The organism is Enterococcus sp. CWB-B31, from assembly GCF_020567645.1.
In the GTDB taxonomy this organism is placed as follows: domain Bacteria; phylum Bacillota; class Bacilli; order Lactobacillales; family Enterococcaceae; genus Enterococcus_L.
The window spans coordinates 24,722-38,967 of record NZ_JAJDJW010000001.1 but is presented as its reverse complement, the minus strand read 5'-3'; the positions used below and the strand labels follow the sequence as shown (position 1 = coordinate 38,967).

Below are 14,246 nucleotides of genomic sequence, written 5' to 3'. Positions count from 1 at the left end.
ATCGAATATAAGAACAAATCATTTCACCTGATAGCTGTTAATAGGTTGACAATCGTAGATTAATTTTCTTAAAAAGTAATTTTCTCCCTGTAATAAATCAAAATAGGCAGCCTTATTCTTCAAACTAATGTAGTCTGCTTTCATTAGTTTAACAAAAGGCTTACGAAACCATGGATAGAGATTAATTACGGCATTTTCTTCAATCTCTCTGCACTTATTCATCGTTAAAAATACATCACTATCCAAAATTGTCGATTTGATCTCCTCCACCTGATTTTTATACTTGTAGTTTGGAGTTTTTCCAACTGTTTTTTCTGATTGCATAGTTAGCTCTCTATTCTGCTTCCAAATTTTTTCTAAATATTTGGCTTTTTGCATTAAATAAGAGTATTCCCGAAAAGCAATATGTAAATATTCTTTATCCTCATCAGTTTCTTTTGAAGAGTTTAACTGACGGATGCCGCTATATATTGCAGCCCGCTCCATTTCTTCAATCAGAATCTCCAGCTTCTCATTTGCAATTCGCATCCGTTCTTTCGTATAATTACTTCGTTTAAGCTCTTCCTGATATATCAACAGCTGATTTTTCAAGCTGGTCGCTTCTCTGATAAAACAGGTAGCTTCTTCCTGCGGCTCTGAATAAAGTTCATTCTTGCTAATTTCTGTTTCTTGCGATGGGTGTATTAAAGATTTAGATAAAATACTTTGTTCAATATCTGAACATAAATTATTAACTGATTCTTTTGGACTATAAAACAGTTGTTGTTGGATACTGTCCTGCAGATGAATATCGTAAGTACAGCTAGTTTCACGATACACAACTGGAATAAAATCAACATAATAAATAAATCGATTATTTTTTTTCTTTGTCATTTTACACCTAATCCAGGCAAACTGAGGGAGTAAAACAGCTAGGTCTTGCATCAGCTGCTCCCAGTTCAGTTTTCCTGATATTATTGAAAACTCCATATGATGAACAAAGGTCATTATTTTTAACATAGAATGAAAACGCTGTTTGACTTGATCACATTCATACTTCCCCAATATTTCCCTGTTCAAATGGATTTTTTCACAAACATAACATAATTCGTCCAGCTCTTCTCTTTTATAGAGTAGCTCTTCTGTTGACGGGGCTAATGTCGGGTAAATGTTCACTTGCAGCTCTCTTACCTTCAATGGTAAAGTCCCCTCCCCGTATTTCCTGCTGACTTAGTTTCTCCGTTCTGATAATCAGCTGGTCAAACAGCTTACCGGATTCATTTTTCATTTCAATCAGCTGTTCCCGATGTTTCTCTGCCGCCTGTTTAATCAGACGTAACTCCATTGCAGCTTCTGTTAACACTCGTTGTGCTTCACTTTGTGCATTTTCACGAATTTGCTCCGCTTCCCATTGCGCACGTGTAATTGTTTCTTTTTGTTGTTCTTTTGTTTCAATAATAATATTTGCCAAATCATTTTTGAGTGATTCCTGCTGATGTGTTTTCCCTTGCAGCTCATGAATTCGCTGCTCCTGCTCGGCTATTTTTCTTTCATAAGACTGTTTGACAGAATCTACCTGCCTATCTTGTGTGCGAACCTGTCTTTTACGTTCAGACAGCTCATCTTCCAGCATCTCTATGCGATTCTTGTACTCTCTTAACACTGCCTCTGACTCGCTGCGAACCTGAGAAATTTCTTCATCTACTTGTTTTCTCAGCTCACTTACAGCTGCATCAGAGAGACTTTCTTTTTCAGTCAGTAAATTGGTCACATTATAAAGTTCTTCCTGTTTCACTTCCAACTGACCTGTCAATCGTTCCACCGTTTCCTCTAAATGATCAATCTCAAAGCGCAACTCTTCTTCTTCCTGTTTGGAAATGCCAGACTCAGCAACGCTCTGAACTTCTTTTTCCCGTTGTCTCTTTGTAGAATATTGCGACTGTCTATCATAGCTCTCTTCATCATATTCTTCGTCATCGTATTCTTCATACTCATCCTCGTACTCGTCCTCATACTCATCTTCATAAACATAGACATCATTATAATCTTGTTCCTCTTTACGCTTACCTAGTCCAAACATTTAGTGTCACCGCTCCAATCTTCTATCTTTTTTTTACAACATTTACAAACAACCTTAATTCTTTGCACCTCAGTTAAAACATTATTTCCTACAGCATCAATTTGTTACAGCTCAACTATTTTTTTCTTTCTTATCCCACTATTTTTTACAAAGTAAATAATTGACAACTTTCTTAATTCAGCTAAAATTGAGAAAATTCTTTCTAATTCCAATAGTAATGCGGGATTAAAAAAAATATGACCATTTTTCTGACGTGTTATACTGACCCGTAAAACATGGTATCGATTGTTGACATAGCCAGTCGCCTTGTTTCCATCAGTGAGTCTGTATATGTGTCCAATGTCATTTTTATTGATTGATGTCCAAGGATTTTGCTTAAACTGGCTACATCTATTCCTTTTTCTATGCACCTTGTAGCAAACGTATTTCTCAATACATGGAACTTGACATCTTTCAATCCGGCATCCTTTAAATTTCTTTTAAAATGATTCGTTATTGTTCTTGGTTCCACTAAACCAGTTGCACCTTCTATGACATATTCTGTAGCAGCCCTCTTATGTTTTTCCAACAAATATTTTTTTAGATTATTTGCCAGTGGAATCTGACGGATTGAACGGCTGGATTTAGGTGTCCCTTCTATCAATTTTGTCTTCGAATGCAAAGAAGACTCATCCAGCACTCTGGATACAGTTCGCCTAACGTAGATAAGCTCATTTTCTATATCAATGTCAGACCATTTTAAGCCGCTGATCTCCCCAATTCGCATGCCGGAATAAAGAGACAATATGACTGGTGAACATCCTTTCTCCTGAAATGCAACAAATTCCAATTTTCTCTGTTGCTCTATAGACAAAGCATGGACCTCTGTTCTTTTTGCTTTTGGAAGCTCTACAAAATCACAGGGGTTTTCCACAATATATGACTGACGTTTTGCATCATTCAAGCATTTTTTTACAATGCTGAATATATTTTTTATTGATCCTGCAGATAAATCTTTTTGTAGAATAAAAATAAAATTTTGTAAATCTTTTGTTTGAAGTTTTGTGAGTGGATAGTTTCCTAGAAGCGGTAATATATGCTTCTTAATCAAGCGGAAATAGTTAGAATACGTAGTAGGCTTTACCTGATTTTTCACCTGAGTAGTCACCCAATATTGAAGCCAGTCAGAAAATAGGTCATAGTAAGGATTAATCACTGCACTATTTTCAAGATGTTGTGCTTTTACCTTGAATAATTTTTCTTTCACCTCAGTGTATTTTTTCCCATAAACAGAACCATAGATGATTTTCCCGTTGCTGGTTCTTGCCTTTACGTATCTGCCTTCCCATCGGCCATCTTTTCGTTTATAGATATTCTCACCTTTTTTCGCCAATTGAATCTCCCCTTTTCTCCACTCATCACTAGTAACACTTGACAATTTTTTTGACGGCTCATTTTGTATTTTCCCTCCTTCTTTTTCTAAAAATTCTTATTTTTTTCTGAATTTACAAATCATAAAAAAATAAAAGTGAAATTTTTATGATTATCTTGACAAAAACTAAGTACATTGCTAAGATAATATCGACAAGTAATGAACAGATTGTAAAATTTTCTGTTGTAAATATTTATTTTAATAACATTTACATTTCCTAATTTTAGCTGAATTAAGAAATATGTTTCATTACTACCCTTGATTTAATAAGGTAGAAATCACACAACCATTTTTTCTTTCTCTCTCAAAAAAAAACATATTTTTTACAATTAAATACTCATTTAAAAATCATAACATTTTGAAAATAACACTTCAATTTTTATTTTATATGATACATCAAAAATTATTGAACACGAAAAACAAGTCTTGCAGAATGAATAACTTTGATTAAAGTCAGATAAATAACTGTTTTTTTCTCTTTATAAAGTACATAATACCTTTAAGTAAGTAATTTAATTCATTTTCATACAAAAAGCCCGGTGAATCTTCATTTATGAAGGTTCCTCCGGGTCTTTTAATTATTATTTCTCTACCAATATACTTGTAAAAGAAGATAACAAGACTTCAGTCTTTATATATCATCTTCAAGATTGAGACTTTTTACAAATTCCTATCAAAGAAGTCTTTCTCTTTTTTAAATAATTTTTTTCTCTAATTAATTATTGGACCATACTCATCATCTGAAATAAGCTCCAGCTATTCCGGTATGCCGACAGCTATCGTAATATGCTCAAACCGGCTATCCTTTGCCGCTCCATACCAATACTTCACACCCTCATGAGTGATAACTGTATCTCCGACCTTCAACACTCTGGCTTTCTAACCTTCTTCCTGATACTAGCCTCCTCCGCTCGCTACCAGTAAAAGCTGATAGCCATCTCAATGAATATGCCAGTAATTCCGGCAGCCCGGCTCAAAAGTCACATTTTACGCACCAACATTGACAGCCGAATCAGCAATCAATATTTGAAGATAACTTTGACCGATAAAATACTGGGAAAATACCCCATTTTTTTCTCCAACCGGAAAAATAATACCGTTCTTTATTTCTTCATTCTTTATCATCTATACTCCTCCATCTTATCTCTTCTCAAACTAAAATCATCTTATGCAGTCCATATTCCAGCCCTTGTCAGTTCACCTTACTTCCATTCGTCCAATACCTGTTGACGGACATCACATGCCCAAAAGGTATCATCAATATAAAACTGCGCAGTCCAGTCTGCATTCGGCTCGGCTACTCCCAGACTTTGTTGAGCATAACACTCGGGATCAGCCAAAATATCCATCAATAACCGGGCAACTGCCTCTCTGGCAACTTGCCTGCCCCTGACGGGCTCCGATTTTTGTGTCAAAACATATCTTTCATTATTTCTCTGATTGTAAAGCCATGTCATCCGTAGAATTGTATAATTGATTCCAGATTGTTCAATAATTTCAGCAGAAAGTTTTTGGCGATCTACCAGAGTATTTCCTGCTATCCGAGCATAGGAATGTCCATATCTGGCAATTAATTCATCATAAATTCCCAAAATAGAAGAGCAGATTAATCGATCTACTTCACAAATTTTCATAGCATTTAAAATCTGCTGTGTCGCTGCCGGAGAGTCCAGACTATTTAAATAAACAATATCCACTCCTTCCATTGCCTCCACCAGTATATTCCAATCAGTAAAATCACCATCAATAATTTTTTCTCTTTTTGGTTTTAATCGTGTTAACCGACGAGTGCCATTTCTCGCATAAAGAATCAGTTCGTCCTGCCGCTCATTCAAAATCCTTTTAGTGAACCGACGACTAATCTCTCCAGCAGCCCCCAAAATTAATATTCTCATAAACCTCTCCCTTCCATGTATCTATAAAATCTTCAAATATTTAACTTACACTGAATAGATTCCTTCAATACTTTCAAGAATACCCCCTGAAGTGAACTTTAGGTCAAGAGATTAAGAACAACTTTTTCAGTATATTTTCCTGGAAGGCATACTCTGGAAATTTTGTCTCACTGAAAAAAAGTAAATTTCTTGATTCAGGAAATAAAGGAAAAAAAACCACACTATACAGCAGTCTAAAAAATCCAATTTGTTTAGATAATTTACTATCCGGTCATTCTTTAATGACAATAATTAATAGGCATTTCCGATGTATTTATCTTTAGATTGATTTTATATTTGACATCCGCTTTGAAATTAACAAATTATAACAAAAATAAAGTTATATGTTGTTTCGTTATATTTACCATGCTATATTAAACTTGTAGAAAATCATTACTTATAGAGGAGAAGAAAAATGAAAATTGTTACCTCAGAAATCGCGCAACCTACTATATCCCAAAAGTTATTTCCAGTCGATTTGAGTCAGACGACTATGGAAGAAAGAAAAAATAATCTATTGACGAAAATGAAGGAACATCAATTGGATACTATTTTTATCTATGCGGACCGTGAGCATGGTTCAAATTTCGAATATTTGACTGGATTTATTCCCCGTTTTGAAGAAGCCTGTCTGGTTGTTCATTCAAACGGCAGTGCTTTTTTACTTTTAGGAAATGAAAATACAAAAATGGGCAGCTATTCCCGCATAGCTGCTGAAGTTATTCATGTTCCTTACTTTTCTTTACCTAATCAGCCGATGGAAGATGACGCCCCTTTCACCAGTTATTTGGTACAGGCCGGCATTCATGAAGACAGTCGGCTGGGGCTTATCGGCTGGAAAAATTTCACTACAGCTTATCAGGATAATCGATCACTATTTGATCTGCCGCATTTCATTGTTTCAGGACTGGAAAAGCTCGTTGCCAGTCCGGCTCAGTTAATGAATTATGCAGATTTACTGATTGGTCCTTCTGATGGTCTAAGAACCGTGAACAACGCAAATGAAATAGCACATTACGAATACGGTGCTGCCTTGGCTGGTCAATGTATTTTGACTACTCTAAATCGGATCAAGCTCGGTAAAACTGAGCTTGATCTGGCAGAAACACTGGCTGCTTCCGGACAGCCTCACAGTGTTACAACGATTTGTGCAACAGGTGATCGGTTCACAAACGCTGTACTTTATCCAAGAAATAAGCAGGTTCAGCTAGGGGATACCTTTTCATTAACAACTGGCTATAAGGGCGGACTATCCAGTCGAGCCGCCTATGTTGCTCAGTCTCCAAAAGATCTGCCGGCAGCTGTACAGGATTATGAAGAAAAAATTGCTCAGCCGTATTATCAGGCATTTGTTACCTGGCTGGAGACAATTCGAATCGGGATGACTGGAAAAGAATTATTTGACACAATTCAGACCATACTGCCAAAAGAAAACTATCACTGGGAATTAAATCCCGGTCATTTTACAGCAGATGAAGAATGGATGGCTTCTCCTTTTTGTGAGGGCTCAACCAGTATTCTTAAAAGCGGGCAGCTGTTTCAAATTGACATCATCCCTAAAGTAAAGGGGTACGGCGGAGTCAGCTGCGAAGATGGTATTGTACTGGCAGATAACGAGCTGCGTGCTGAAATCCAAAAGGAATATCCTGAAATGTGGGAACGTTTTTCCAAACGCAGAGACTACATTATTAACGAATTAAATATACAGCTTTCAGAAGACATTTTGCCGTTGAATGACATCGTGGCTTATTACAGACCTTTCCTGCTAAATCAAAATCTGGCTTTTTCAGTAAAAAAATAGGCTACTAGATTTCAGAGAAAATTGAATTTAAGAGCTCAGAAACAAACCCAACTATCACTAGTCTTAGAACAGTCATTTCTACAGAGGGTTTAAAATAATAATTTGAAGAAAAGAGGGAGAGAGAATGAACCAAAAACAGCGACAGGATTTAATCGTGGAAAGAATCCGAATGACCGGACAAGTGACTACCAAAGAATTGGCTGATGAATTATCAGTATCTTCCATGACAATCGGTCGGGATTTAAAAGAACTGGCAAATCAGCAGATTGTTGAACTGTTCCATGGCGGCGCTGTTTATAAAGATGCAAATTTACTGGAATACCCTATGTCCATCAAAGAAGATGTCTCTGTGGAAGAAAAAAAAATGATAGCTAAATACTGTAAAAATCTGGTAAAAAACGGAGATGCTGTCTTTATTGAAACAGGAACCACTACTCTGTTTGTTGCTCAGGAATTATTTTCATTTAAATACTGTAACTTTTTTTCTAACTCTCTTTTGGTTCTGAATGCTCTCTCAAAAATTGAAGGAATCATGCTCCACAGTATTCCAGGCAAATACAGAGAACTCTCAAAAGGCTTTTTAGGAATCGAAACAGCCAGTTATATTAGGAGCTATCACTTTGACATTTGCTTTATAGGTACTGAAGGAATTGATGCTCAAGGAAATGTTACTCTCCTAAGTGAAGAAGACACCTTTACGAAACAGGCAATTATGGCTCAGTCAAAAATAAATGTGCTGGTTGCAGACCATACTAAATTTGAAAAGACATTTTTTTGCAAGATTGGCAGCATCTGTGAGTTCGATTGGGTTATCACAGATTTGAATGAGTGCTCTGAGTTGTTTAAAAAACTGAAGCAGTTGAATCCCAACCTGATCTCTGTTTAAGTCAGAAAAATGAAAACAAGCAGAAACCTGAAAATAACATCAGATTTCTGCTTATTAATAATAGATAAATCATTTACAAAGTAACAGTTAAGAAAAATATCGTCAGTCATCACTTATATTCAAGTTCAGCTGCTTTTTATCCAATTTCACTCCTGCATTTTCCAGTTTCAAAACCAGCTCCTGAATATTTCCTTTAAAAATACAGCCGTCCATTCCGGCATTGATTGCTCCCTCAACATTTATCGCCAGATCATCAATAAAAAGGCATTCACTCGGAACCAGTTGAAAATGACTGCAAAAAGCCTGGAATATTTCGATTTGGGGTTTCAAAAGCTTCCATTCAGCTGATACAAAAGCACTATCAAAAAGATCCAACGCCGGAATTCTATGTTTAAATTCATGAAAGGCATGAGGAGCATTAGAAAGAATATATAACTTGTATCCTTGATCTTTCAGTTGTTTTACAAGAGGTTTCATCGCTTCATTCGGTTTGATTTCTTCGTGCCAGCAGTCAATAATTTCCAACACAGTATCATGAAGATTTTCCTTTACCCTGCTGCAAATCGCTCTGCCTAATTCTTCTTTGGAGATCGTTCCCCGATCATACTTAATCCATTCTACAGACAGAAAAATCTCATGAAGCAGCAGCTCCTGATATTCTGGAACATCTGTGAATCTCTTAATAAATTTTGCCGGAGCATAGTGCACCAGTACATTTCCTACATCAAATACAATATTTTTTATCATTTATCTTTTCCCTTCCTGTCATCTAATCAGCTAACAAATTTCCTCGTTGTAAAACGTGTCAAAAAAACTTTCAACTGTGTCGCTTGTTGAATCTCCTTTTGATACCTCTGCCTGATTTCTTTGTCTGACCTCACGAAACAGCTTTTGCTTCCCTTCAGCTTCAGTTAGAAATACCAAGAAGCAACTGCAGTCAGATTTTTCTTTGCAACGTCTGTCTGCTTCATGCCCACACATTATTAGAAAATTTTTCCAACTGATAAATCCTAATCGATAGCGGATATACATTGAAGCAGTATAATAGTCCATTCCTCCAGATAATTCCCCAAAGAGCAGGTCATATATGTATTTTCTAAACACCTGAACAGCAGCTTAATTTTTGTTAGTAAAGACCAAATCCAACAGCCACTCTTCTGGAGCTTCAGACTTACCACAAGCTAGTATTGCCATCCAAAATAAGAACGGGAATCAATTGGTTCTGCATTTAACATTTCTACAATTACAAGCAGCTCCTGTTTTGAAAACACCATTCTCATACCATATTTCCTCATAAACTAAACTTATAAACTAATTTTTTCGGTTCAATTGTCATTTTTTGTTCCTTGATAATTTAATGACCGTTCATTTGCTTGGTTATTGTGTAATGTTCTAGAATTGTATTTGGAAAGAAGTTGCAGAAAAATACTATTTCTCCTTAACGAAACCGTTTTTACCAGAAAATAGCTCTTCCATCCGATTGATCGAAAAATAAATTAATCGATTCTTCTCTCATAGCTACTTTCCATTATATATCATTCTACACTTTTTGTTTAACCATCCGAAAAAACTTTAACATCAATTAATGCTGAGTCTAAATCAATTATCTCTGTAAGCAAAACTACTTGGTGATTTTTGTCAGTCGCTCACTTATTTTAAGCTGGAATCCATCCTCTAATTCTTTTCACTCATTCAACCGGTCGAATTTTAGAACACTAATTTTCAGTCATTCTGTCAATGTTTCCGCTATTCCTGATATAATTAATGAAGCATACAAAAAGGAGGAAACTAGATGATTTCTCACTATCTCTTCCTGTTTCCCGCAGATCCACTCAATACAAGCTTACCGGATGAGGACTATAAAAAAGAATATGATGCAGCAAAACAATATTTTAATGTTGGCTTGCTGCAGCTGGAGCCATTGATGGAATCAAACAAAGTAAAATTGAGTCGTCTCCTGACTGAAAACGAGATAATCGTCTATCGAGGATGGATGCTGACACCTTGTCAGTATGACCAGCTTCAACAAGCCGTTGAGCAACAGGGAGCTTCGATGTTGACCGCTCTTTCAGAGTACAAAAATACTCACTTGCTTCCAAGCTGGGCTGGTATGCCTCATATGCTGCAGACGAATTGGACAGAGAGTTTATCAGAAACAGCCTTGATTAATCTACTTTCCCACTTCAGCGGTGCAGTCACCGTAAAGGATTTTGTTAAAAGCAGAAAGCATGAATGGCACGATGCTTTTTTTGTCCCTGATGTGTCCGATACAACACAGGCCTTGAAAGTAATCAATACATTTATTGAACGTCAGGAAAAAAATTTAATGGGCGGTATTGTTTTGAGGGAATTTGTTGAATTGATGAAAATTGGAGAACATCCTAAAAGTTATACACCAATTTTTGAAGAGTATCGAGTCTTTTATTGGCTAAATGAACCGATTGCATTAATAGATTATTGGCATAATGATTCTGTACAGCTTTCGGAAGAGGAAGAGCGGTTTATCAAACAACAGGGAAAGAAAATACACTCTCCTTTCTTCACAGTCGACTATGCTAGAAAAACAACTGGCAAATTGATCATTATAGAGATAGGCGATGGACAGGTCTCAGGGCTTCAGGAACATGATGAAGAATTTTTTTATGCAGAATTATCAAAGAGACATAAATTTTATAAAGACTAAGAAAAAGAGGTCGAGACAAACACCCATGAGGGCGATCGCCCTCATGGGTGTTTGTCACATCTTCTTAAAAATGCAAAGTACTTTATTCAGCTGTCTTTCTATCATTTACAGGCAAATTTTATTTACGTTCTAATACCTACAATATATGCTCCGTCCGCTCAATAATATCATCCTGTGTTGCTTTGGACAGAACATTGAAAAATGCTGAGTAGCCTGCTACCCGAACGATTAAATCCCGGTATTTTTCAGGACGTGCCTGCGCATCCCGCAGTGTGTCTTTTGAAACAACGTTGTACTGAATATGATAACCGTGCAATCGATTGAAGAAAGTTCTCAGCAGCATAACCAGTTTCATCCGATCCTCTTCTTTTTCCAAAACCTGCGGGGTTACTTTCTGATTCAGCAATACACCCCCGGTAATTTCTTTAGTTGGCAGCTTCGAAACAGTTTTCAGTACTGCAGTTGGTCCATTTTTATCCATGGAGTGAGAAGGAGAGCAGCCTTCCGCCAAAGGAGTTGAAGCGTTTCGTCCGTCAGGCGTTGCCATCGTTCCCCTTCCCTGTCCAACATTGGCTGAAATTGATGAAGTTCCTGCATATCTTGTACCACCGATTGGTCCTCTGCCAAAACGGGTATTCGGATATTTTTTCACCTCATCAATATAGCTGTCATACGCATCAACAACCAGCTGATCCACGTAATCATCATCATTACCATATTTCGGTGCTTCTTCCAATAATAGTTTTTGAATTACCTGTCCTTTTTCTTCGGCAAAGTCCGTCATTAATGCCTCCCAAAGCTCTTTCTGAGTTATCTTCTGTTCTTCAAAAACCAGCTTTTTAATTGCTGCCAGTGAATCAGCCAAATTAGCAATCCCTACCTGCAGTCCTGAAATAAAGTCGTAAACGGCACCGCCTTCTTTCAACGTTTTTCCTCGTCCAATACAGTCTTCTGTCAGCGCTGAGCATAAAACATCTGGGACATCCTCTTCCAAAACCATATCACAGCTGTTTTCAATAATGACACTATGTTTGGTGAAATCACGAATCACATGATCCCAGGCTTTTTCCAACTCTTCGTAAGAGGTCATCTCTTCGAAATGTCCCAATCCTTCAACCAGTTTAGTTCCTGATTTCGGATCAACACCATTATTCATCGCAATCAGCAATGTTTTGGGGAAGTTAATAAAGCTCATACCCGTACAGCGATAGCCCCATTTTCCCGGAACTGCTGTTTCCACACAGCCAATTGCACTATAATTATAAGCATCCTCCTCTTTTATTCCCTTTTCAATAAAGGACGGAATAATAATCTCATCATTGTTAAATGCCGGCATCCCGATACCAATTCTAATCACTTCCACACATTCCCGCATAAACCTATCATCCAGTCCTTTATGATAGCGAACAGTTAAATTAGGCTGCGGCAGCTTGGTCTGAGCCACACTGCGCAATATCAGATAGGATAATTTGTTTACTGCATCTTTTTTCTCTGTTGTCTGTCCGCCAATCGTTACGTTTTGATACAAAGGACTTCCGGCACTGAATTGCGTATGCGACCAGCTGCGGATTTTATTAATCGTAATCGTTTTAATCCAGAGGTTAGTCAGCAGCTCCACAGCAGTTTCTTCGGTCATTTTTCCCTCAGCTAAATCTTTTTCCAGCAGTGGATTCAAATACTGATCCATTCGACCATAAGAGAGTGAGTGACCATTTGATTCAATTTGTAAAACCAGCTGAATCATCCAAACAGACTGAATCGCTTCATAAAATGTTTCTGCCGGCTCATAAGGAACCTTTTTCAAAACACGCGCCATCTCCTTTAATTCAACCGCTCGTTCAGGTGATGACAACCTCGCCTTTTCCTCTGCCAGTTTTGCATACCGCAACGCAAAATTTTGAACAGCATCCAGCGTAATTAGAACTGATTCATAGAAATACAGTTTCTTCTGATTTTCCAAAACTGTTAGATCCAATTCCTTCATTAATTTTTCCACACGTTCCCGATAACCCTTCAATCCGCTCTTAATAACTGTTTCATAACTTACTGCAATATGTGCATCTCCGGAAGTGATATTTCCTTCTGCCTTGATAATACCCAAATCATAAAATACACGACTGGCTGGAGGAATCGCTGCCAGACCTTTTTCTTTTGTTGTATTGTGCTTCCAGTAATCAGAAATGGAACGAAGCTCTTCTTTTGTTTCTTCAGTAATATAAAAAACATCCCCATCACGTTGTTCAAATTCGTCCAATTCTGCAATTACCCAGTCCATCGCATATTCCGGAAAAATCGGTGCCGACCGATTCGCAGCAGCCTGATTTCCTGCCAGCAGACTTTCATCTTCAATGTATAATGTCATGTGCTCAAGGATATTTTTCAACATATATGCCCGTTTTAAAACCACCGGCTGATCCTGATATTCTTTATATGCCTCAGTAGTTAAAAGGGCGCGCTCTGCACAGACATAAGGCTTTGTAGACAAGACACTTTCGCGGTATGCTGCCATTCTGGGAGTCAGCTCCCCAAAATAGGATCGCGGTCTCTCTTTTTCTATTACCGTATTCACTTGAATCCCTCCAATCTATTTTCTTTTGAAACGAAAATTAGTTTCTTTTGAAACGAATATATCATTATTCAATTGAAAATTCAATTCCTGTTTAGAATTAAGATAAAGTTGCACATATGTGCAAAAATAAAAAAGCATCAAATGATGCTTTTTATACAGCCACTACCTCAATCTGTCTTTTTTCTAATAACTGCTTCTTCTCTTTAGTAATTGCCTGATCTGTATAAACTAGAGAAACCTCATCAAAGCCAAACTCAGCAACTACACCTTTTTGCATAAATTTGCTTGAATCCGTCAGCACAATGGTCTTGTCAGCATGTTCCGCCATCATTCTTGCTGCATCACAACGAGTGATATCGCTCCCAGTGAATCCCCGCTTTTCGTCACAGCCGTCAACGCCGACAAACAACTTATCCACGTGAAAATTTTCCACAACTTTCTTTATCAGCGGTCCAACATTAACCTGTGATTCCTTTTGATATTCTCCGCCTAAAAGAATAATTTTTACACTTTCCGCTTTGCGGATATAAGAAGCAATAAAGCTTGAATTAGTAATAATTGTGATATTATTTCTGTTAAATGCCAATTCCTCTGCCAATAATGTACAGGTTGATCCTGATTCAATCATAACGATCTCTCCATCAGAGACACTCTTTGCAGCTTTTTTGGCAATTTTCAGCTTTAAATCATAGTTCTTAGCTAAGCGATAATTGATATCTGCTTCATTATTCAGCAGAGCAAAACCGTGCTGACGGTGAAGTATCCCTCGTGCTTCCAGCTTGTCCAGATCTTTTCGAATCGTTACCTTTGAAACATTTAACTGCTCAGCTAGTTGATTCACTTCTATTTTCTTTTGACTGCTTACTATTGAAATAATATCTTCTTCTCTCGACATAAGATAAG

11 protein-coding genes and 1 pseudogene are annotated in these 14,246 nt (G+C 37.2%); 3 read left to right on the top strand and 9 right to left on the bottom strand.

Features of this window, described 5'->3' with window-relative positions; translation table 11 throughout:
* Positions 1-18: 18 nt before the first annotated feature.
* The 5 genes and pseudogenes from LI954_RS00160 to LI954_RS00140 all read right to left on the bottom strand — a co-directional run bounded on the left by LI954_RS00160 (position 19) and on the right by LI954_RS00140 (position 5,365).
* Positions 19-1,176, bottom strand: coding sequence for a hypothetical protein (locus LI954_RS00160; protein ID WP_229443155.1), 1,158 nt, complete (start codon positions 1,174-1,176; stop codon positions 19-21).
* The gene (locus LI954_RS00155) at positions 1,106-2,059 is read right to left on the bottom strand and encodes a hypothetical protein (protein ID WP_202067073.1); all 954 of its coding nucleotides are present in this window, start codon (positions 2,057-2,059) and stop codon (positions 1,106-1,108) included. The genes LI954_RS00160 and LI954_RS00155 overlap by 71 nt, the downstream gene beginning before the upstream one ends.
* A 256-nt stretch (positions 2,060-2,315) precedes the next feature.
* Positions 2,316-3,431: a tyrosine-type recombinase/integrase gene (locus LI954_RS00150; protein ID WP_202067074.1), complete on the bottom strand. Its 1,116-nt coding sequence runs from the start codon at positions 3,429-3,431 to the stop codon at positions 2,316-2,318.
* Positions 3,432-4,226: 795 nt separating this feature from the next.
* A pseudogene (locus LI954_RS00145) lies at positions 4,227-4,595 on the bottom strand (cupin domain-containing protein).
* Positions 4,596-4,672: 77 nt separating this feature from the next.
* The gene (locus LI954_RS00140; RefSeq protein WP_229443154.1) at positions 4,673-5,365 is read right to left on the bottom strand and encodes an NAD(P)H-binding protein; all 693 of its coding nucleotides are present in this window, start codon (positions 5,363-5,365) and stop codon (positions 4,673-4,675) included.
* 454 nt (positions 5,366-5,819) lie between these two features.
* On the opposite strand from LI954_RS00140, the gene LI954_RS00135 reads away from it, so the two are divergent.
* Together LI954_RS00135 and LI954_RS00130 are read left to right on the top strand one after the other, a co-directional pair.
* Complete coding sequence (locus LI954_RS00135; protein WP_202067076.1) at positions 5,820-7,205, top strand: M24 family metallopeptidase; 1,386 nt, start codon at positions 5,820-5,822, stop codon at positions 7,203-7,205.
* Positions 7,206-7,329: 124 nt separating this feature from the next.
* The gene (locus LI954_RS00130) at positions 7,330-8,091 is read left to right on the top strand and encodes a DeoR/GlpR family DNA-binding transcription regulator (RefSeq protein ID WP_229443153.1); all 762 of its coding nucleotides are present in this window, start codon (positions 7,330-7,332) and stop codon (positions 8,089-8,091) included.
* A 102-nt stretch (positions 8,092-8,193) separates the two neighbouring features.
* On the opposite strand, the gene LI954_RS00125 is transcribed toward LI954_RS00130, so the two are convergent.
* Together LI954_RS00125 and LI954_RS00120 are read right to left on the bottom strand one after the other, a co-directional pair.
* Positions 8,194-8,838: an HAD family hydrolase gene (locus LI954_RS00125; RefSeq protein WP_229443152.1), complete on the bottom strand. Its 645-nt coding sequence runs from the start codon at positions 8,836-8,838 to the stop codon at positions 8,194-8,196.
* Positions 8,839-8,868: 30 nt separating this feature from the next.
* A complete protein-coding gene (locus tag LI954_RS00120) occupies positions 8,869-9,144 on the bottom strand; it encodes a hypothetical protein (RefSeq protein ID WP_229442129.1) in 276 nt (91 codons plus the stop codon).
* A 739-nt stretch (positions 9,145-9,883) separates the two neighbouring features.
* Here LI954_RS00120 and LI954_RS00115 point away from each other — a divergent pair.
* Positions 9,884-10,774 (top strand): ATP-grasp domain-containing protein, encoded by an 891-nt coding sequence (locus tag LI954_RS00115; protein WP_229443150.1) that lies wholly within the window; start codon positions 9,884-9,886, stop codon positions 10,772-10,774.
* Positions 10,775-10,910: 136 nt separating this feature from the next.
* Here LI954_RS00115 and LI954_RS00110 read toward each other — a convergent pair whose 3' ends face one another.
* Positions 10,911-13,283, bottom strand: coding sequence for a glycyl radical protein (locus LI954_RS00110; protein ID WP_202067112.1), 2,373 nt, complete (start codon positions 13,281-13,283; stop codon positions 10,911-10,913).
* A gap of 211 nt (positions 13,284-13,494) precedes the next feature.
* Complete coding sequence (locus LI954_RS00105; RefSeq protein WP_202067081.1) at positions 13,495-14,238, bottom strand: DeoR/GlpR family DNA-binding transcription regulator; 744 nt, start codon at positions 14,236-14,238, stop codon at positions 13,495-13,497.
* Positions 14,239-14,246 lie beyond the last annotated feature (8 nt).